Here is an 18,003-nt window from a genome sequence, read left to right as displayed (position 1 = left end):
ATGTGTATAAGAGACAGGTCCCCGGCCGCGGCCTCACGCAGCGCCGCCGCGATCGTGTCGCCACCGACATTGCGGTTGCCCAGCGGCGACAACTGCGGCCCGCCCGAGCCACTGACGATCGCCCCGGAGACCGTCACTACCGCGATCGCCGGCTTGGGCTTACGCCCAGGCAGGGTGGGCCCCGAACCGCCGGCCGTGGCGTGGGCATAGCGCCCCAGATACAGCCGCGGTGGTGCGTCGTCGTCGGCACCGGTGGTGTCCTGCGCACCGGCCAATACCGCGATCCGGTTGTAGGCCTCGTCGCGGAATCCGATCCGGTCGATCAGGCCCGAGGCCACCGCGTCGTCACGCAGCAGCGGCGCCTTGTCGGCGAGGGCATCTACCGCGCCGGCGTCCAGTTTCCGGGATTCGGCGACGGCCGCGCGCACCTGGGCGTGCAGGCTCTCCACCAACGCGGTGTCGGCCTCGCGGTGCGCGTCGGTGTAGGAGTCCTGGGTGAACAGATTGGCCGCCGACTTGTACTCGCCGCGGGCGACGAACTGCGCCTCGATGCCGGCCTTACCCAGCGCGCTGCGCAGGAAGGTCGCATTGGTGGCGAAGCCGATCAGCCCGACCGTCCCCGACGGCTGCATCCAGACCTCGCCGAACGCCGAAGCCAGGTAGTACGACAGCGTGCCCGGGTAGGTTTCGGCCCACGCCAGCGATGGCTTCACGGCCGCGAACTCGGCGATCGCCCCCCGCAGCTCCTGCACCGGTCCGGCGGCCGCCGCCGACAGCTGCACGCGGGCGATCAATCCCGCGACGCGCGGGTCCTCGGCAGCCCGGTGGATGGCGGCCACCACATCACGCAGCACCGGTGGCCGGCCACCGGATCGGATCAGGGCCAGCGGGTCGAAGGCACCGGTCTCGTGGGGCAGCTCCTGCAGGTCGAGTTCGAGGATGACGCCATCGGGCACGCCGTGGTGCCGGGCGGTGTCGATGCGACGGGCGACGCCGCGCAGGTCGTCCAGGCCGGGGACGCCGGTCAGCAAGGAGAACATGATTTTGAGCCTACCGGCGCGGCCGGACAGATCCGGGTCACCCGGTGCGCGCAAGAACTCGCCGTTGAACGCAGAATCGCACCCCACCGGGCCGGTGGAGTGCGATTCTGTAGCTTCGTCGCGCCGCGGCGATCTACAGCTCGGTGGCGGTGCCCCCGGCTGCGGTGATCTTGTCTCGGGCACTGCCGCTGAACTTGTGCGCGGTGACGTCGGCCTTGACTGTCAACTTGCCGTCGCCGAGCACCTTGACCAGGGTATTCTTCCGGACTGCGCCCTTGGCGACCAGCTCGTCGAGACCGATGGTGCCACCCTCCGGGAACAACCGGTTGATGTCACCGACATTGACGACCTCGTACTCGGTGCGGAACCGGTTACGGAAGCCCTTCAGCTTGGGCAGCCGCATGTGGATCGGCATCTGCCCACCCTCGAACCGGACCGGCACGTTCTTCCGTGCCTTGGTGCCCTTGGTGCCGCGACCCGCGGTCTTGCCCTTGGAACCCTCACCGCGGCCGACGCGGGTCTTCTTGGTGTTCGACCCGGGCGCTGGGCGCAGGTCGTGCAACTTGATGGTCATTCTGCTTCCTCCACTTGCACGAGGTGGTGAACAACCCGGATCAGCCCACGAGTCTGCGGGTTGTCCTCACGCACCACCGACTGGCGGATCTTGCGCAAGCCCAGGGTGCGCAGGCTCTCGCGCTGCTTCCAGCGCGCACCGATGGTGCCGCGGACCTGGGTGATCTTCAGGTTAGCCATGATTACGCCGTGCCTTCCCGCGCCGCGGCGGCAGCCAGAGCTTCGCTCTCGCGACGTGCCTTGAGCATCGCGGCCGGCGCAACATCTTCGATGGGCAAGCCACGACGGGCCGCCACCTCTTCGGGACGCTGCAGCATCTTCAGCGCGGCAACGGTGGCGTGCACCACGTTGATCGCGTTGTCGCTGCCCAGCGACTTGGACAGGATGTCGTGCACGCCCGCGCATTCCAGCACGGCACGCACCGCGCCGCCGGCGATCACACCGGTACCCGGGCTGGCCGGGCGCAGGAACACCACGCCGGCGGCCGCTTCACCCTGGACGGGGTGGGTGATGGTTCCACCGATCAGCGGCACCCGGAAGAAGCCCTTGCGGGCTTCCTCCACACCCTTGGCGATCGCGGCAGGCACTTCCTTGGCCTTGCCGTAGCCGACGCCGACCAAGCCGTGGCCGTCGCCGACGATCACCAAAGCGGTGAAGCTGAACCGGCGGCCACCCTTGACCACCTTGGACACCCGGTTGATCGCGACGACGCGCTCCAGGTAGTTGCTCTTGTCGCCGTCCCGGTTGTCGCGGCCGCCACGGCCGCCATCGCGGCCACCACGTCCACCGCGGTTGTCACGGTTGTCGCGCCCGTCGCTGCGGGGGGCACTGCCCGTGTCGGGACCTGCCGAGGAGGCCCCTGTCGGCTGCTCCGCCATCATGCGGTCCTTCCAGTCATCTTCACGTCAGTCATCAGAAGTTCAATCCGCCCTCGCGCGCCGCGTCGGCCAGCGCCGCAATGCGCCCACCGTAGGTGTAGCCACCGCGGTCGAACACCACGTTCTCGACGCCGGCGGCCTTGGCACGCTCAGCGATCAGCTGGCCGACCCGCACACTGTGGGCCTTCTTGTCGCCGTCCACACCCCGCACGTCGGCCTCGATCGAGGACGCCGCGGCCACCGTGTGACCAGCAAGGTCGTCGACCAGCTGGACGTGGATGTGCCGCGAGGAGCGGTGCACGACCAAGCGCGGACGCTCGGCGGTGCCGGACACCTTCTTGCGCAGCCGCGCGTGCCGACGAATCCGGTGCGCACGCCGAACCTCGGAGATGTTCTGCCCGACGGGTTTGCGGTCCGGGGTGCCTGTTTGTGATTGCGCCATGACTACTTACCTGTCTTTCCGACCTTGCGGCGAACCTGCTCACCCTCGTAGCGCACGCCCTTGCCCTTGTAGGGGTCGGGACGACGCAGACGGCGGATGTTCGCCGAGATCTGGCCGACCTTCTGCTTGTCGATGCCCGAGACCGAGAACTTGGTGGGCGTCTCCACCGCGAAGGTGATGCCCTCCGGAGCCTTGATCAGCACCGGGTGGCTGTAGCCCAACGCGAACTCCAGGTCGCTGCCCTTGAGCGCGACGCGGTAGCCGACGCCGAAGATCTCCATCTTGCGGACGTAGCCCTCCGACACACCGGTGACCAGGTTGGCCAACAGGGTGCGGCTCAGGCCGTGCAACGACCGGTTGCGCCGGTCGTCGTCCGGCCGGGTCACCACGAGGGCGCCGTCATCGTTGCGAGCAACGTTGATGGGCTCCGCCACCGCGAGCTCCAGGGTGCCCTTGGGCCCCTTGACCGAAACGTTCTGACCATCGATGGTCACGTCGACCCCGGCAGGAACCGGGACCGGCTGCTTACCAATACGCGACATGTCTGCTACTCCCTCACCACACGTACGCGAGGACTTCGCCGCCCACGCCCTGCCTGGCCGCCTGACGGTCGGTGAGCAGACCCGAGGACGTGGAGATGATCGCCACGCCCAGGCCGCCGAGCACCCGTGGCAGGTTGGTCGACTTTGCGTAGACCCGCAGGCCCGGCTTGGACACCCGGCGCAGACCGGCGAGGCTGCGCTCCCGGTTCGGGCCGTACTTGAGGTTGACCACCAGCGCCTTGCCCACCCGGGCGTCTTCGACGTGGTAGTCGGTGATGTAACCCTCACGCTTGAGGATCTCGGCGATGTTCGCCTTGATCTTCGAGTGCGGCAGGGTCACCTCGTCGTGGTACGCCGAGTTGGCGTTACGCAGACGGGTCAGGAAGTCCGCGATCGGATCCGTCATAGTCATTTAGGCTGCTCCTCCACCCTCACCAGCTGCTCTTCTGCACACCGGGCAGCTCGCCGGCGTGCGCCATTTCGCGCAGGCAGATTCGGCACAGGCCGAACTTCCGGAGCACCGCGCGTGGGCGGCCGCACTTGTTGCAGCGGGTGTAGGCGCGCACCGCAAACTTGGGCTTGCGGGCCGCCTTGATAACCAACGCCTTCTTAGCCATGGTCAGTTCTCCTTGAACGGAAAGCCGAGCGCCCGCAGTAGCGCTCGTCCTTCGTCGTCGTTGGTCGCCGAAGTGACGACGGTGATGTTCATCCCCCGCGGACGGTCGATGGAGTCCACGTCGATCTCGTGGAACATCGACTGCTCGGCCAGCCCGAAGGTGTAGTTGCCGGAACCGTCGAACTGCTTGGCCGACAGTCCGCGGAAGTCGCGGATACGCGGCAGAGCGATCGAGGTGAGCCGGTCCAGAAACTCCCACATCCGGTCACCGCGCAGGGTGACCCGAGCACCGATCGGCATGCCCTCGCGCAGCTTGAACTGTGCGATGGACAGGCGGGCCTTACGGATCTCCGGCTTCTGGCCGGTGATCGCGGCCAGGTCGGTGACCGCGTTGTTGATCAGCTTGGCGTCCCGGGCGGCTTCGCCGACACCCATGTTCACCACGACCTTCACCACGCCCGGGATCTGCATCACGTTGGCGTAGTTGAACTGCTGCTGGAGCGAGTCACGAATCTCTTCGCGGTACTTCACCTTCAGCCGCGGCTGAATCTTCTCTGCAGTCGTCATCTCTAGATGTCCTTGCCGTTGCGCTTGGAGACGCGAACCTTCTTGCCGGACTCGGCGTCCACGCGGTAACCGATCCGGGTGGGCTGTCCGTCGGAGTCGACGACCATCACGTTGGAGACGTGGATCGGGGCCTCTTGGGTGACGATCCCGCCCGAGGAGGCGCCGGCCTGGTTGGCCGAGTTCGCGACGTGCTTCTTGATCCGGTTGACGCCCTGGACCAGCACGCGGTTACGGGTGGGGAAAGCCTGCAGGACCTTGCCCTTGGCACCCTTGTCCTTGCCGGCGATGACCAGGACGGTGTCGCCCTTATGGACCTTCATCTACAACACCTCCGGTGCCAGCGAGACGATCTTCATGAACTTCTTCTCGCGCAGTTCGCGACCGACCGGCCCGAAGATGCGGGTTCCGCGCGGGTCGTTGTCGGCCTTGATGATCACGGCCGCGTTCTCGTCGAACTTGATGTAGCTGCCGTCGGCGCGGCGACGCTCCTTGACGGTGCGCACCACGACGGCCTTGACGACATCACCCCGTTTGACGTTGCCGCCCGGGATGGCGTCTTTGACGGTTGCGACGATGACATCACCGATGCCTGCGTATCGCCGCGACGAGCCGCCGAGCACCCGGATGCACAAGATCTCCTTGGCGCCGGTGTTGTCGGCGACCTTCAACCGCGATTCCTGCTGAATCACCAGATCTCCTAAATAATCGAGTCGACGCGCGGCACGCCAAGCGGCATGCCGGATTCTCCCCGGTCGTGCATGGTCTTCTTCATTGCCGAAGTGCACGCAGGGCCAACTTGCGCTGGCCGAGGTCTGCTGACGGCAACCCCTTGAGCTTAGGCGACGGATCTCTCAACACCAAATTGCTGGCCAAGCGGGACGCAGGGCGCCAGCGCCTCCTGGGGACGACGGCCGCCGTTCTGGTCCAGGCCAGCCCTCTGCTCCAGCATCCCAACGACCCCGGGGCAGGTGGCGGCTAGCGCAGATCGGCCGCGCACCGAAACCCGATATGGCTGGTGGCGGTGTCCTGCGACTGCGGGGACCGGGCCGCGGGCCGGTAGCGGTGGCAGTACTCCGGCGCGCACAGATGCGATCCGCCCTTGAGGGTCTGACTGATATCCGGGTGGGCGGGGCCGGCCGGCGCGCAGCAGGCCTTCGGCGGGGTGTCGAGCCGGTGGTGGGCCGAGAACTCGGTGGCCGTCCACTCCCAGACGTTGCCGATCATGTCGACCAGTCCCCAATCGTTGGGCGGAAACGTGCCCACCGGCGAGGTCCCGGCCCAGCCCAGGGCGCCGTCGTTGCGGTAGGGAAAGTCGCCCTGCCAGGTGTTGGCCATCAACGCACCGCTCGGCTTCTCCTGCTGCCCCCACGCATAAGTGCTCGTGCTCCCGGCCCGGGCGGCGTACTCCCACTCGGCTTCGGTCGGCAATCGCCGCCCCGCCCACCGGGCGTACGCCGCCGCGTCGGGATAGGCCACCTGGACCACCGGGTGGTCCGGCTTGTCCTCGACGGAGCTGTCCGGTCCGAACGGATGCCGCCAGCTGGCGCCGGGGATCCAGCGCCACCACTGCCGCCAGTCGCGCAGGTCGACCGGTCCGTCACTGCGGTGAAACACCAGTGCGCCCGGTTCGGTGTCGCCGTACCGTGCGGCATCGAGTTCCTGCTCGGCCAGCGTCACATAGCCGGTTGCGGCGACGAATGCGTCGTACTGCGTGTTGGTCACCGGATGGCGTTCCAGCGCGAACGACTGCACCGCCACGGTGTGGATGGGCGCCTCTTCGGGGTAGAAACTCGTCGAGCCCATCCGGAACACCCCGGCCGGGATCTCGACGAGGTCCGTCAGCATCACATCAGTCTCGCGAAAATGCTGCCGCAACAGTCCTTTTCACATCCAGGTACGGCTCGCCGCTGACATCCACGGCGACGTCGGCGATGGTCCCGCCGGTGAAGGGGAACGGTGCACGGTACGCCGAAGACACCGCCTGGCCGGTGTTACGTCCGACGCTGACTCCACCACCGGCCAACGCGAACGCGCCCGGCTGGGCGACCATGTCGGGCAGGGTGGCGACCACCTCATCGTCGATGTACAACGAGGCCTCTCCGACCGGCGTGTGGCTGCCTTCGACCGTTCCGGTGCGCTCGAACCGGATTCCGAAAATGTGCTGACCCGACGGAATCGGACCGGGCGATGACAACCACTGTTCGCGCTCGCCGAGGAAGTTGTAGACGTAGTGCAGTTTGCCGTCCTGGACGAACAGTGCGTGACCGCCGTGCCGGGCGCCCTGCTTGAACAGCAGTCCCTCCGCAGCAGCGGAATCGACCGTGACACGCGCCAATACCGAGAATGACCGGCCACGCAGCTCCACGCACGCCCCCAACGGCACCTCGGCGGTGTTCGGGTAGTAGGTGTAGCCGTTACGGTCGCCGGACAGATAGGGCCGCTGGCGGGTGGTCATCTCGAAGATGTTCAAGTCCGCCAACGGCAAACCGTTGTACTTCTCGGCCTCGGCGAACCACAGCGCCTGCAGCTCTTCGAGTTTCTCCGGATGCTCTGCGGCCAGGTCGTGGCACTGACTGCGATCCTCCGCGAGGTGGTAGAGCTCCCACCGGTCGTCATCGAAGTGGCTCCAGCCCGACGGGGTCGCCGCATGCACCGTGTTGGCGAACCAGCCACGGTGCCAGATTCCGCGGGTGCCCAACATCGTGTAGAACTGGGTGTGCTTGCCGGTGTCCGCACCCGGATCAAGCAGCGCCGCTTTGAAACTCACGCCTTCCAGCGGTTGCTGGGCGACGCCGCGCACGGTCTCCGGCGGCGTGATACCGAGCAGGTCATAGACCGTCGGGGTCACGTCGCACACATTGACGTAGGTGTCGCGCACCTCGCCGCGCGCGGCGATACCGTTGGGCCAGCTGACGATCGCCGGGTCGGCGATGCCACCCTCATGGGAGGCATAGCGCTTGTAGAGCTTGTAGGGCGTGTTGAACGCCATCGCCCAACCGACCGGGTAGTGGTTGTAAGTCTCCGGACTGCCCAGCTGGTCGAAGAGCTTCATCGCCTCTTCGACCGTGTCGATGTAGCCGTTGAAGAACTTGTTCTCGTTGGGCGAGCCGTTCGGACCGCCCTCACCGCTGGCGCCGTTGTCGGAGATCACCACGACGATGGTGTTGTCGAGTTGACCGGACTCCTCCAGGTAGTCCAGGATCCGCCCGATCTGGGCATCGGTGTAGGTCTGGAAACCCGCGAACACCTCGGCCATCCGGGCGAACAGCCGTTTCTCGGAGTCATCGAGGCTGTCCCACGGGCGGACCGTGTCCAGCAGCGGCCAGGGCTGGCCGTCGGCACTGGTGACGCCGGCGTAGGGGTTGACCTCGGACAGCTCGGTGTCCTGCGGTACCAGCCCCAGCTTCTTCTGGTTGGCCAGCACGACCTCTCGGTACGCTTCGTAGCCCATGTCGAAGCGTCCGGCGTAGCGGTCGGCCCACTCGGCGAACACATGGTGCGGGGCATGGCCGGCACCCGGGCAGACGTAGCCGAACCAGGGCTTGCCGGGTGCGATGGTCTGCGCATCGCGGATGAATTCGATTGTCTTGTCGGCGATGTCCTTGGACAGGTGGTAGCCGTCCTCGGGTGTGGCCGGCGGCGCGACCGGGTGGTTGTCATACACCAGGTCCGGGTACCACTGGTTGGTCTCGCCGCCCATGAAGCCGTAGAACCGCTCGAAGCCCCGCTGGGTGGGCCAGTGCCGGCGGGTGGCGGCCAGGTTGGACTCTTCCAGCGGGGTCAGGTGCCACTTGCCGACACAGAAGGTGTTCCAGCCCTGTTCGGCGAGAACCTCGCTGAGCAGGGCGGTTTCGAACGGAATGCGCCCGCTGCAGTTGGGAAAGCCGTCGGTGAACTCTTCGATGGTGGCCATGCCGACACTGGTGGCGTTACGCCCGGTCAGCAGCGAAGCCCTGGTCGGAGAGCACAGGGCGGTGGTGTGGAACTGCGACAGTCGAACGCCACGCTCGGCGATCCGACTCATGGTGGGCATCTCCACCAGGCCGCCGAAGCAGTCCCAGGTGGCGATGCCGGTGTCGTCCCAGACCAGATACAACACGTTGGGCGCGCCTTCGGGAGCCGTCGGCGCCGCGAACGGCCCCCAGTCCGGCTCCGAATCCCGGATATCGAGACTGACCTTGCCCGTGAATTCCACCATTGCTCACTCCGTCGTCGACCCCCGGAACGGATGAGACACTACCGGCCCGGTGACGGCGCGGCAGCGTTTGAAGGCCGGGGCCGCTCGCGCGTCCTCGATGTTCGGTTGTCCCGGCCCGGCGGTGATCGGGCGGGCTCCTCGGAAGCGGCGGATCTTGGATGTTTGGCTCGCGCCCGCAGCGGGTCGCCCGGTCACCGCATTTTCATGCAGTCTGGGGGGAACCATGAGACGGACACATCGATGAGGGCGCAGCATTCATTGGGGCTCAATCTGTCCTGGCTGCGGGTGACCACGGTGTTTCTGATCGACATCGCCATCTTGTGGGTTGCCGGTCATTGGCCGGTGCAGCTCGGGCCTGCCGAACGCGCCTGGTGGCCGGCGGTGGGCCTGGCGGCCGTGCTCACCACGGCAGCACTGATCACCCACCGCAGGGTGCCGCTGACGGCAATCGCGCTGGCTCGGCTATTCGATGGATCCGCCGACGCCGACGCCGGCTGAAGCAGAAAGAGCGCAAGGGGCCCAAGCGGTTCGCGGCCACGTTCTGGATGTCGCCGCGCGACATCTGCACACAGAATCTGGAGAAGCTGTGGCTGCCGGAGACCGACACGACCGCGGTCACGGTGCGCCTGACGCGACACCAGGGCCGCACCCGGATCGCGGTGCTGGTGCGCTATCACAGCGCGAGCAGATTGCGCAGGAACGCGTCGGCCGGATTGAACCGTCTCAATGGCCGCCAATTGACGGCGTTGAGTACCAGCCTGCCGACGCCGAAACAACGCACCCTGGCGGTGCCGGCGCGAGTGCTCAACGGCCAGGATTCGGTGCAGGTTCCGCTCGGTGCCACCGCGCCGCAACCGTTGGCGCGCGTCACAGTACCGGCGTGACCTGACCCCAGGCACGACGAAGCCCCGCGACGCAGGTCGCGGGGCTCGGTCGTTACTACGGCGTCGTTACGACGGCGCCGAATTACTTGGCCTTTTCCAGGATCTCGACCAGGCGCCAGCGCTTCGACGCCGACAACGGACGGGTCTCCATCAGCGACACACGGTCGCCGATGCCGGCCGTGTTGTTCTCGTCGTGCGCCTTGACCTTCTTGGTGGTCCGGATGATCTTGCCGTACAGCGGGTGCTTCACGCGGTCCTCGAGCTCGACGACGATGGTCTTTTCCATCTTGTCGCTGACCACGTAGCCGATCTGGGTCTTGCGGCGGCCCCGCGGGGTCTCGGTGCGCGCAGTGTGCTTGGGACCCTTCTCCGCGGCGTTAGCCTTTGCAGCCTGTGCCATTACGATGCCTCGCCTTCAGAACCAGCGGGACCGGACGCCAGGCCCAGTTCCCGTTCGCGCAACACCGTGTAGATGCGCGCGATCTGGTGGCGCACCGTGCGGAGCCGACGGTTGTTGGTGAGCTGCCCGGTCGCCATCTGGAAACGCAGGTTGAACAGCTCCTCTTTGGACTCGCGCAGCTGCTCGACGAGTTCGTCGCCGTTCAGCTCGCGCAGTTCGCCAGCGGTAACTCCCACTGCCATCAGAACTGCTCCTCTCGGGTCACGATGCGCGCCTTGATCGGCAGCTTGTGGATCGCCCGGGTCAGTGCGGCGCGGGCAATGGCCTCATTCGGGTAGCTCAGCTCGAACAGCACCCGGCCCGGCTTGACGTTGGCTACCCACCATTCCGGCGAGCCCTTACCGGAACCCATGCGGGTCTCGGCGGGCTTCTTGGTCAGCGGACGGTCCGGGAAGATGTTGATCCACACCTTGCCGCCACGCTTGATGTGCCGGTTGATGGCGATACGAGCCGACTCGATCTGCCGGTTGGTGACGTAGGCGTGCTCCAGTGCCTGGATGCCGTACTCACCGAACGTCACCGCGGTGCCGCCGCTGGCGATACCGCGCTGCTTGGGGTGGTGCTGCTTGCGGTGCTTGACCTTACGGGGAATCAACATGACTAGCTCTCCGTGCTCTGCGTTGCCTGCGGCTCCGCGGTCACTGCGCTTTCCTGGACCGTTTCTGCAGCAGCGGTGTTCTCGGTGCTCTCAGCGGCCCGCCCGGCGTCGGTGCTGGTCGCGGTGGTACCCGAGGCGCCGCTGCGGCGCGGGCGGGTGCCTGTCGGGCGCTCCCGGCGCGGACGGTCGGCCGACGGTGCGGCAGCGGCCAGCTCGCGCTTGCCACCGACGATGTCGCCCTTGTAGATCCAGACCTTGACGCCGATCCGGCCGAAGGTGGTCTTCGCCTCGTACAGCCCGTAGTCGATGTCGGCCCGCAGCGTGTGCAGCGGCACCCGGCCTTCGCGGTAGAACTCCGAGCGGCTCATCTCAGCTCCGCCCAGACGACCCGAGCACTGCACCCGGATGCCCTTCACGTTGGGCTGACGCATCGCCGACTGGATCGCCTTACGCATCGCGCGACGGAACGCCACGCGGTTGCTCAGCTGCTCGGCAACGCCCTGGGCCACCAGCTGCGCCGTCGACTCCGGGTTCTTGACCTCGAGGATGTTCAGCTGCACCTGCTTGCCGGTCAGCTTCTCCAGGTCGGCACGGATCCGGTCGGCCTCGGTGCCGCGGCGGCCGATGACGATGCCCGGGCGAGCTGTGTGGATGTCCACGCGGACCCGGTCACGGGTGCGCTCGATCTCGACGTCGGCGATGCCGGCGCGCTCGAGGCCACTCGACAGCAGCCGGCGGATCGCCACGTCTTCCTTGACATAGTCCGCGTACTGCTTGTCGGCGTACCACCGCGACTTCCAGTCGGTGGTGATCCCGAGCCGGAAGCCGTGCGGGTTGATCTTCTGGCCCATTACTCCGAGCCCTCCTTCGCGTCGGACGTCTCAGGCGCCTTCTTGGTTGCCGCCTTCTTGGCGGGCGCCTTCTTCGCCGCCGCTTTCTCAGTCGTCTTCTCGGCAGCCTTGGCTGCAGAAGCCTTCTTCGCCGGCGCCTTCTCGGTCGCCTTGGCCGCCTTGGTGGCCGGGGCCGTCGCAGCGGCGGCCTTGCTGCCCTGTGCACGGCGCGCCCGGGCAGCGCTGGCCGACTGCGCCGAACCGCCGCCGGAGGACGGCCGGCTCTCCACCACCACAGTGATGTGGCTGGTGCGCCGACGGATCCGGTACGCACGCCCCTGGGCGCGCGGCTTGATCCGCTTGGCGGTCGGGCCCTCGTCGGCGTAGACGGAGGCCACCACCAGGGTGGACGGGTCCAGGCCGTTGTTGTTCTGGGCGTTGGCCGCCGCGCTGGCGATGACCTTGGCCACCGGCAGGCTGGCCTGCTGCGGTGCCCAGCGCAGGATGTCCAACGCGTCGGACACCGACTTGCCGCGGACCAGGTTGATCACCCGGCGGGCTTTGCTGGCCGAGATACCCACATGGCGGGCCTTGGCGACAGCGGACGGAAATTCAGTCGTGGCACTCACCGGCGCTTAGCCTTCCGGTCGTCTTTGATGTGTCCCTTGAAGGTGCGCGTCGGAGCAAATTCGCCGAGCTTGTGCCCGACCATCGACTCGGTGACGAATACCGGGACATGCTTGCGGCCGTCGTGTACGGCGAACGTGTGCCCGATGAAGTCCGGGATGATCGTCGACCGACGTGACCAGGTCTTGATGACCTGCTTGGTGTTCTTCTCGTTCTGGACGTCGACCTTCTTGAGCACATGCTCGTCGACGAACGGACCCTTCTTGAGGCTGCGTGGCATCGCTTTCCCTCCGATTCCTAGCGCTTCTTGCCGGTGCGCCGGCGTCGGACGATGAGCTTGTCGCTGGGCTTGTTCGGCCGGCGGGGGCGACCCTCCGGCTTGCCCCACGGGCTGACCGGGTGCCGGCCGCCGGAGGTCTTGCCCTCACCACCACCGTGCGGGTGGTCCACCGGGTTCATGACGACGCCACGGACGGTGGGGCGCTTGCCCTTCCACCGCATACGTCCGGCCTTACCCCAGTTGATGTTGGCCTGCTCGGCGTTGCCCACCTCGCCGACAGTGGCGCGGCAGCGCACGTCGACGCGGCGGATTTCACCGGAGGGCATACGCAGCGAGGCGTAGGCGCCTTCCTTACCCAGCAGCTGAATGCTGGACCCAGCGGAGCGGGCCAGCTTGGCGCCGCCGCCCGGGCGCAGCTCCACGGCGTGCACCAGGGTGCCCGCGGGGATGTTGCGCAGCGGCAGGTTGTTGCCCGGCTTGATGTCGGCGTTGGCGCCCGACTCGACCACGTCGCCCTGCGACAGACCCTGCGGGGCGATGATGTAGCGCTTCTCGCCGTCCAGGTAGTGCAGCAGTGCGATGCGGGCGGTGCGGTTCGGGTCGTACTCGATGTGCGCGACCTTGGCGTTGACGCCGTCCTTGTCGTGGCGACGGAAGTCGATCACGCGGTAGGCACGCTTGTGACCGCCACCCTTGTGCCGGGTGGTGATCCGGCCGTGGGCGTTACGCCCACCGTGGCCGTGCAGCGGCCGAACCAGCGACTTCTCCGGGTGAGAGCGGGTGAGCTCAGCGAAATCGGAGACGCTGGCACCGCGACGACCGGGGGTCGTCGGCTTGTACTTGCGGATTCCCATGTCAGTTAGATCTCTCTCTCACTCCGGTCAGGCCGGTGCGGCGAACAGGTCGATCGGCTTGCTGCCGGGCGCCAGAGTCACAATGGCGCGCTTGGTGTCCTTGCGCTTGCCGTAGCCGGTCCGGGACCGCTTGCGCTTGCCCGGCCGGTTCGCGGTGTTCACCGACGCAACCTTGACCGCGAAGATCTTCTCGATCGCGATCTTGATCTGCGTCTTGTTGGTGTCGGGGTGCACGACGAACGTGTACACGTTGTTCTCGATCAGCCCGTAGGACTTCTCGGAGATGACCGGCGCGAGGATGATGTCGCGGGGATCGGTGATGGTCGCCATCAGGCCGAAACCTCCTCGGTTTTGGCGGTGTGAGCCTCGATGTAGGAGTTCAGCGCCTCGACACTGAACACCACGTCGTCGGCCCGCAGCACATCGTGGGTGTTGAGCTGGTCCGGGGACAGGATGTGCACACCCGGCAGGTTGCGCACGCTCTTGGCGCCCGTCTCGTCGGCCCGGCCGATGACCACCAGCACCTGCTTGCGGTCGGTGATCGAACCCAGGAACGTCTTGGCGTCCTTGGTCGACGGGGTCTGTCCGCTCACCAGCTCGGTGACCGCGTGGATCCGGCCGTTGCGCGCCCGGTCCGACAACGCTCCACGCAGGGCGGCGGCGATCATCTTCTTGGGGGTGCGCTGGCTGTAGTCGCGCGGCTTGGGGCCGTGCACCACGCCACCACCGGTGAACTGCGGCGCCCGGGTCGAACCCTGGCGGGCCCGGCCGGTTCCCTTCTGCCGGTAAGGCTTACGGCCACCGCCGCTGACCTCACCGCGGGTCTTGGTCGAGTGCGTACCCTGACGGGCCGCGGCCAACTGAGCGATCACCACCTGGTGCATGAGCGCGATGTTGGCGGGAGCGTCGAACAGCTCGGCGGGCAGCTCAACCGAGCCACTCTTCTTGCCGTCCGGAGTCTTGACGTCAATCTTGATGCCGGCCATTACTTCTCACCCTTTTTGATCGCGCTGCGGACCAGAACCAGCCCACCGTTGCGGCCCGGAATGGCGCCCTTGATCAACAGCACACCGTTCTCGGCGTCAACCTTGTGCACCACCAGGTTCTGAGTGGTGACCCGGTCGCTGCCCATCCGGCCCGACATCCGGGTGCCCTTGAACACCCGGCCCGGGGTGGAGCAGCCACCGATCGAGCCCGGCCGGCGGTGCACGGCCTGAGCGCCGTGACCGGCGCCCTGACCGCGGAAGCCGTGCCGCTTCATGGTGCCGGCGTAACCCTTGCCCTTGGAGGTTCCGGTGACGTCGACGTAGGCGCCGTCGGCGAAGATCTCAGCGGTCAGCTCCTGGCCGACCTCGTAGGCGGCTGCAGCGGCCTCGTCGTCGAGTCGCAGCTCGGCGAGGTGACGGCGGGGGTTCACACCCGCAGCGGCGTACTGACCGGTGACCGGCTTGTTCACCTTGCGGGGGCTGATCTCGCCGTAAGCGAGTTGGACGGCGCTGTAGCCGTCGCGCTCCGGGGTACGGATGCGGGTCACCACGTTGGGCCCGGCCTTGACGACCGTGACCGGCACGACCTTGTTGTTCTCGTCGAACACCTGCGTCATGCCCAGTTTGGTACCCAAAATACCTTTGCGTGCCATGGTTTTCGGTGCTCCTACTGAATGTTGACGTCGACGCTGGCCGGCAGATCGATGCGCATCAAGGCGTCAACGGTCTTCGGCGTGGGATCGAGGATGTCGATCAGCCGCTTGTGGGTGCGCATCTCGAAGTGTTCCCGCGAGTCCTTGTACTTGTGCGGGGACCGGATGACGCAATACACGTTCTTTTCGGTCGGCAGCGGCACCGGGCCGACTACGGACGCACCGGTACGAGTGACCGTCTCAACGATCTTGCGCGCCGAGGCGTCAATCGCCTCGTGGTCGTAGGCCTTGAGCCTGATGCGGATCTTTTGTCCCGCCACGCTTCTGCTACCTCACTCCTGCAAAGGGGGTTCGTTTTTCGAACCCTTCGTGCCCCAGCTCGTCTGTTTCGGACCCGTGGGTCCGGTGTCGACACTGCGCTGGGCGCTGCCGCCGCTGTTTACCTGTCCTGGTCCACCGGTCCCCGCGGTCGGGCGTGTCGCCCTCACACGGACCCGTGCACGGCGAAAAAGCTCCGTACCGCGAGAATGGGACCGGACGCGCCCGGGTGGGCGCTGGTCGTATGCCCAGCCAGGGACAACCCCGGCGCAGGCGAACCTGAATAGTATGCCCCAGATCGGGTCAGCGGCCAAATCCCCGCGGTTTGGCGACGCTCGACGAAGGAGAGCCGACTCTGGAACCGCGGCATCAACCCCGCGATCGAGCTCCCGAGCCTTCGGCCCGGCTGCCCCCGAGCCGCCCGCCCGCTGAACTTACTTGCCGGTAAGGTAGCTCGATGTGACCGGATCTACCAGTACTTATCAGGCCTGGCGACGGCTGGCGGGGATCCCCGGCGGCACTCGACTGTTCTCTGCCGCGGCGATGGCCCGGGTCCCCTACTTCGCGTCGGTGCTGCCGCACGTGGTGCGGATGGAGCCCGGGCTGGCAGAAGTGCTGGTGCCCAAGTGGCCCTTCGTGAAGAACGTCTAGTTCTCATCACGGTCAGTTCGTTTTCCGCCGGTCGCCGCAGTTCCGGCAGCCCGGACCCGGACGGGCAGGCAACTACCGAACGGGCGTTACCCAGGTGGTGATGTCTGCGTGCACGACTTCAATACCGCCGCGATCGGTGATGCTGACCGGCACCACCAACTCGACCCCCTCGGCGATGCCCTCGAAATCCGGAGGGTCGAGTCGGGCGGTGGCCCGCAGCGAGGTGGTCGCCTTGGCCAGGTACTGGACGGTCATCGCCTTCGGAATCCAGCGGTGACTGGACGGCACGGTGGCCTCCATCAGCATCCCCATGGCAACCTCGGCGGCGTTACAAGACGCAATGGCGTGCATGGTCTTCAGATGGTTGTGCACCATCGTCCAGTTCGGGACGTCAATCTCAGCCAGACCTGGCTCCATGCTCCTGATATGCGGCAGCACGGTCGTGAAATACGGTGCGCGGGCCATGACCGCTGCGGAGAATAACCGGCTGCCGCCGGGGTAGGCAGACAGTCTCTGCCACATCCGGTAGGCAGTGCTGGGACGACCTGTCATGACGACACCCTACTGCGAAGTAAGTTCACCCGCGCGTGTGCGGTCAACACTGGCCACGAGCACAGACGAGACCCGATCCTGCAACGGAGCTGGACCGTCCACCCACCACATTCTGTATCGGCTTTTGCGCCATTCTTGTGACTTGTTGACCGCCAACTTGGCGACGGCCACAGGACAATCCAGCAGCCCACGTGTGCGCTCCGCCCATCGCTGACCTGCGCTGGGACACCAGTCGAGTGGAAATTTCACGGCTCCACACATAGCCGGGAGATGAGACGGGAGTGGTACCGGACCCACAAGGCCAGTCAGGCCGTCCCAACCGGGATGGCGGTCTGCTCGCCAAGAGACCGAATACCAGTCAGCACGCGGCTCACACGGGAACGTGTCTGGTCGCCAGGTAGATAGGATTCGACGACATCGAAGTCCGCCATGACGCGCAGCTCAGGATCGTTCATCAACCTAGTGACTTCCAGCGCGACTTTGCTCTCCATCACACCAGCAGTGAAGGCTGGCCCTTCGTCCGGCCTGAAATAGAGAGTGCCGAGAGACCAGCGAAAGCCGTCGATAGTGCCCACCCTGTGTTCCTGGCGGCGCTTCTCCTGGGCCACTTCCAGCTCAATCCGCAACCGGACCGCACCATCGTTTGTGAGTTCGAGGCCTGCTGCCCCGACCCGTCTCTGGCGGATCATCCCGCGAACCGCCCACCCACCCTGCTGAGAGGCATTGGCCACGCGTTTCAGCGCGGTCCGCGCCTTGATCGGCAGTTCGGCAATCTCCGCCGCGAGCGGTGTATCGAGGTCGGGATCGCTAGCGTGCGCGAGGATCGATGCCACCGTGCGCAACGCGTCCGAGTCGACGGTCGATGCCGCAGTCTCGTCGTCGACTGTTTGGCCGTCGGAAACCTCGGGTATCGCCACGCGCATCACCACCCGAACCGATCCCGGTGTCGTGCCCTCAATCAGCAGATTGTCGCGGTACCGTTTGCGGCCTGCGCGCGCCTTGGCGGTCTCCTTGACCGCGTCACTGATGCCACTCACGAACAGCGAGAACTGTCGTGCATTGGCGGCGTTCTTCTCGATGCCGGGACCAATCAGGTGAAGGTCCACTTCTGCCTGCTCCGGCCCGACCTCACGCTCATAGATATTGATCAAGTCGGCATCATTGCCGACGATCCCGGCACGGATCGACTCGCGCACCGCACGATCGGAGTTAGGGTCACCCGAGGAGTAGTGCAGCGCATCGAGCAGCGATGCCTCAAGCTCACGGTCGACAGCCATTACGCACTCACCTCCAAATAACCCTTACGGACACCTGGAACCACATTGTGCTGCTGATCGCGCACTGACGACCACCGAAAGTCCCAGACGATAGCGTCCCGCTGATTGGTGGACTTCGGATCTGGCGTGGTTCACGCGTTGCGATCAACGAGTCATGTTGAACGCTAGGCGATTTGG

The 18,003-nt window shown here is 66.3% G+C and carries 28 protein-coding genes and 1 pseudogene; 3 read left to right on the top strand and 26 right to left on the bottom strand.

Translation table 11 applies throughout. The features are described from left to right. The 13 genes from LI94_RS14280 to LI94_RS14220 form a co-directional block, all read right to left on the bottom strand. A partial coding sequence (locus tag LI94_RS14280; RefSeq protein WP_046301590.1) for a S49 family peptidase occupies positions 1-1,040 on the bottom strand: 1,040 nt, incomplete at its 3' end. A 133-nt stretch (positions 1,041-1,173) separates the two neighbouring features. After that, positions 1,174-1,614 (bottom strand): 50S ribosomal protein L15, encoded by a 441-nt coding sequence (gene rplO, locus LI94_RS14275; protein ID WP_024440395.1) that lies wholly within the window; start codon positions 1,612-1,614, stop codon positions 1,174-1,176. Then, the gene (gene rpmD, locus LI94_RS14270; RefSeq protein WP_019738973.1) at positions 1,611-1,793 is read right to left on the bottom strand and encodes a 50S ribosomal protein L30; all 183 of its coding nucleotides are present in this window, start codon (positions 1,791-1,793) and stop codon (positions 1,611-1,613) included. The genes rplO and rpmD overlap by 4 nt, the downstream gene beginning before the upstream one ends. 2 nt (positions 1,794-1,795) lie before the next feature. Beyond that, complete coding sequence (rpsE, locus tag LI94_RS14265) at positions 1,796-2,491, bottom strand: 30S ribosomal protein S5 (RefSeq protein ID WP_105295603.1); 696 nt, start codon at positions 2,489-2,491, stop codon at positions 1,796-1,798. A gap of 34 nt (positions 2,492-2,525) precedes the next feature. Continuing rightward, a complete protein-coding gene (gene rplR / locus LI94_RS14260) occupies positions 2,526-2,933 on the bottom strand; it encodes a 50S ribosomal protein L18 (RefSeq protein WP_024440397.1) in 408 nt (135 codons plus the stop codon). 2 nt (positions 2,934-2,935) lie between these two features. Continuing rightward, positions 2,936-3,475, bottom strand: a complete 540-nt coding sequence (gene rplF, locus LI94_RS14255; protein ID WP_024440398.1) for a 50S ribosomal protein L6 — start codon at positions 3,473-3,475, stop codon at positions 2,936-2,938. Positions 3,476-3,488: 13 nt separating this feature from the next. Continuing rightward, positions 3,489-3,887 carry a 30S ribosomal protein S8 gene (rpsH, locus tag LI94_RS14250; protein ID WP_013830245.1) on the bottom strand — a complete coding sequence of 133 codons (399 nt, stop codon included), beginning with the start codon at positions 3,885-3,887 and terminating at the stop codon, positions 3,489-3,491. 19 nt (positions 3,888-3,906) lie between these two features. Continuing rightward, positions 3,907-4,092, bottom strand: coding sequence for a type Z 30S ribosomal protein S14 (locus LI94_RS14245; RefSeq protein ID WP_024440399.1), 186 nt, complete (start codon positions 4,090-4,092; stop codon positions 3,907-3,909). Positions 4,093-4,094: 2 nt separating this feature from the next. Continuing rightward, positions 4,095-4,658, bottom strand: a complete 564-nt coding sequence (gene rplE / locus LI94_RS14240; RefSeq protein ID WP_024440400.1) for a 50S ribosomal protein L5 — start codon at positions 4,656-4,658, stop codon at positions 4,095-4,097. A 2-nt stretch (positions 4,659-4,660) separates the two neighbouring features. Beyond that, positions 4,661-4,978 (bottom strand): 50S ribosomal protein L24, encoded by a 318-nt coding sequence (rplX, locus tag LI94_RS14235; protein ID WP_024440401.1) that lies wholly within the window; start codon positions 4,976-4,978, stop codon positions 4,661-4,663. Next, complete coding sequence (gene rplN, locus LI94_RS14230; protein WP_024440402.1) at positions 4,979-5,347, bottom strand: 50S ribosomal protein L14; 369 nt, start codon at positions 5,345-5,347, stop codon at positions 4,979-4,981. 286 nt (positions 5,348-5,633) lie between these two features. After that, entirely contained in the window at positions 5,634-6,503 is an 870-nt protein-coding gene (locus LI94_RS14225) for a formylglycine-generating enzyme family protein (RefSeq protein ID WP_024440403.1), read from the bottom strand. A 4-nt stretch (positions 6,504-6,507) separates the two neighbouring features. Further along, positions 6,508-8,856, bottom strand: a complete 2,349-nt coding sequence (locus LI94_RS14220; RefSeq protein WP_046301588.1) for an arylsulfatase — start codon at positions 8,854-8,856, stop codon at positions 6,508-6,510. A 240-nt stretch (positions 8,857-9,096) separates the two neighbouring features. Here LI94_RS14220 and LI94_RS24540 point away from each other — a divergent pair, with 240 nt between their 5' ends. Both LI94_RS24540 and LI94_RS24535 read left to right on the top strand, forming a co-directional pair. Then, positions 9,097-9,354: a hypothetical protein gene (locus LI94_RS24540; RefSeq protein WP_231383957.1), complete on the top strand. Its 258-nt coding sequence runs from the start codon at positions 9,097-9,099 to the stop codon at positions 9,352-9,354. Positions 9,355-9,401: 47 nt separating this feature from the next. After that, the gene (locus LI94_RS24535; protein WP_024440406.1) at positions 9,402-9,740 is read left to right on the top strand and encodes a hypothetical protein; all 339 of its coding nucleotides are present in this window, start codon (positions 9,402-9,404) and stop codon (positions 9,738-9,740) included. Positions 9,741-9,822: 82 nt separating this feature from the next. On the opposite strand, the gene rpsQ is transcribed toward LI94_RS24535, so the two are convergent. From rpsQ to rpsJ, 11 genes are read right to left on the bottom strand one after another with little or no spacing between them, the layout of a single operon-like run. Continuing rightward, positions 9,823-10,140, bottom strand: a complete 318-nt coding sequence (rpsQ, locus tag LI94_RS14205; RefSeq protein ID WP_024440407.1) for a 30S ribosomal protein S17 — start codon at positions 10,138-10,140, stop codon at positions 9,823-9,825. After that, the gene (rpmC, locus tag LI94_RS14200) at positions 10,140-10,382 is read right to left on the bottom strand and encodes a 50S ribosomal protein L29 (RefSeq protein WP_024440408.1); all 243 of its coding nucleotides are present in this window, start codon (positions 10,380-10,382) and stop codon (positions 10,140-10,142) included. The genes rpsQ and rpmC overlap by 1 nt, the downstream gene beginning before the upstream one ends. After that, complete coding sequence (gene rplP / locus LI94_RS14195; protein WP_024440409.1) at positions 10,382-10,798, bottom strand: 50S ribosomal protein L16; 417 nt, start codon at positions 10,796-10,798, stop codon at positions 10,382-10,384. The genes rpmC and rplP overlap by 1 nt, the downstream gene beginning before the upstream one ends. Before the next feature lie 2 nt (positions 10,799-10,800). Then, positions 10,801-11,649, bottom strand: coding sequence for a 30S ribosomal protein S3 (gene rpsC, locus LI94_RS14190; protein ID WP_024440410.1), 849 nt, complete (start codon positions 11,647-11,649; stop codon positions 10,801-10,803). Next, positions 11,649-12,257 carry a 50S ribosomal protein L22 gene (rplV, locus tag LI94_RS14185; protein ID WP_024440411.1) on the bottom strand — a complete coding sequence of 203 codons (609 nt, stop codon included), beginning with the start codon at positions 12,255-12,257 and terminating at the stop codon, positions 11,649-11,651. Before rplV ends, rpsC begins: the two co-directional genes overlap by 1 nt. Beyond that, positions 12,254-12,535, bottom strand: a complete 282-nt coding sequence (gene rpsS / locus LI94_RS14180) for a 30S ribosomal protein S19 (RefSeq protein WP_024440412.1) — start codon at positions 12,533-12,535, stop codon at positions 12,254-12,256. Before rpsS ends, rplV begins: the two co-directional genes overlap by 4 nt. Before the next feature lie 17 nt (positions 12,536-12,552). Continuing rightward, on the bottom strand, positions 12,553-13,389 hold the full coding sequence (gene rplB, locus LI94_RS14175; protein ID WP_046301587.1) for a 50S ribosomal protein L2: 837 nt from the start codon (positions 13,387-13,389) through the stop codon (positions 12,553-12,555). Positions 13,390-13,416: 27 nt separating this feature from the next. Further along, complete coding sequence (rplW, locus tag LI94_RS14170) at positions 13,417-13,719, bottom strand: 50S ribosomal protein L23 (RefSeq protein ID WP_024440414.1); 303 nt, start codon at positions 13,717-13,719, stop codon at positions 13,417-13,419. Next, complete coding sequence (rplD, locus tag LI94_RS14165; protein ID WP_024440415.1) at positions 13,719-14,375, bottom strand: 50S ribosomal protein L4; 657 nt, start codon at positions 14,373-14,375, stop codon at positions 13,719-13,721. Before rplD ends, rplW begins: the two co-directional genes overlap by 1 nt. Next, a complete protein-coding gene (gene rplC, locus LI94_RS14160) occupies positions 14,375-15,028 on the bottom strand; it encodes a 50S ribosomal protein L3 (protein WP_046301586.1) in 654 nt (217 codons plus the stop codon). Before rplC ends, rplD begins: the two co-directional genes overlap by 1 nt. A gap of 14 nt (positions 15,029-15,042) precedes the next feature. Further along, positions 15,043-15,348 (bottom strand): 30S ribosomal protein S10, encoded by a 306-nt coding sequence (gene rpsJ / locus LI94_RS14155; RefSeq protein WP_003883485.1) that lies wholly within the window; start codon positions 15,346-15,348, stop codon positions 15,043-15,045. A gap of 457 nt (positions 15,349-15,805) precedes the next feature. Here rpsJ and LI94_RS14150 point away from each other — a divergent pair. Beyond that, a pseudogene (locus tag LI94_RS14150) lies at positions 15,806-15,991 on the top strand (DUF4442 domain-containing protein); the annotation flags it as partial. Between the two features lie 78 nt (positions 15,992-16,069). On the opposite strand, the gene LI94_RS14145 reads toward LI94_RS14150, so the two are convergent. Both LI94_RS14145 and LI94_RS14140 read right to left on the bottom strand, forming a co-directional pair. Further along, entirely contained in the window at positions 16,070-16,549 is a 480-nt protein-coding gene (locus LI94_RS14145) for a hotdog fold domain-containing protein (protein ID WP_046301585.1), read from the bottom strand. Between the two features lie 305 nt (positions 16,550-16,854). Then, the gene (locus LI94_RS14140; RefSeq protein WP_046301584.1) at positions 16,855-17,826 is read right to left on the bottom strand and encodes a hypothetical protein; all 972 of its coding nucleotides are present in this window, start codon (positions 17,824-17,826) and stop codon (positions 16,855-16,857) included. Positions 17,827-18,003 lie beyond the last annotated feature (177 nt).

Origin of the sequence: Mycobacterium sp. UM_Kg27, assembly GCF_000972905.1 — a bacterium.
Lineage (GTDB): Bacteria > Actinomycetota > Actinomycetes > Mycobacteriales > Mycobacteriaceae > Mycobacterium.
Note: the sequence above shows the minus strand (reverse complement) of the source record. Positions and strands in the feature narration are given on the sequence as shown.